1 protein-coding gene is annotated in these 625 nt (G+C 71.7%); it reads right to left on the reverse strand.

Going from position 1 to position 625, the window contains the following annotated elements; genetic code table 11:
• Positions 1–54: 54 nt before the first annotated feature.
• Positions 55–625: hypothetical protein (locus tag CCN44_RS42585; RefSeq protein WP_086704614.1), on the reverse strand; the 571-nt coding region annotated here is incomplete at its 5' end.

Consider the following 625-nt stretch of genomic DNA (forward strand, 5'->3'; position numbering starts at 1 on the left):
GTGGTGCGGGGCGGCGGGCGGCGGTTCCGCGCCCCGCTCGGCCCCGCCCGTCGCTCATGACGTCGGCAGCTGCTTGCCGTAGTCCACCGTCTCCGACTTGGCCGGCTCCTCGACGGTGAAGTCCTTGCCCCAGTCGGAGAAGCGGAGCGTCCCCGCGTGGCCGGCGCGGACCAGCCGGAGGGGGTAGGGCGTGCCCTGGAGGGACACGTCCAGCGTGCCGCCGGAACCGTCGTCACCGGTGACGCGGATCGTGCGGGTACCCGACTGATCGGTGTGGTGGCCGTCCGTCGCCAGCGTGCCGTGCAGTGTGAGCAGCCCCTCAAGGAGGACGTCCTTGTCCGTGAAGCCGCTGAACTTCTTGTACGAGGGATCGCCCTGCGGCACCTTCACGTACTTGCCGTCCAGCTTGCCCGTGGCGCCGTCGCTGCCGTCGGCGTGGTTCCAGAAGTCCGCGCCGGCCTTGAGGTACAGCTCCCGCCCGACCCGCAGCAGCTTGAACGTCTCCCCCTGCGAGGTCACCGACCCGGTCCCGCCGTCGTCCTTGAGCTGCATGTCCAGCCGGTACGTACGGCCGCTGGTGACCACCGTCCCGGACAGCCGCACGGCGGAGGCCGCGTCCGCCGCC

Origin of the sequence: Streptomyces tricolor, assembly GCF_002155905.1 — a bacterium.
GTDB lineage: Bacteria > Actinomycetota > Actinomycetes > Streptomycetales > Streptomycetaceae > Streptomyces > Streptomyces tricolor.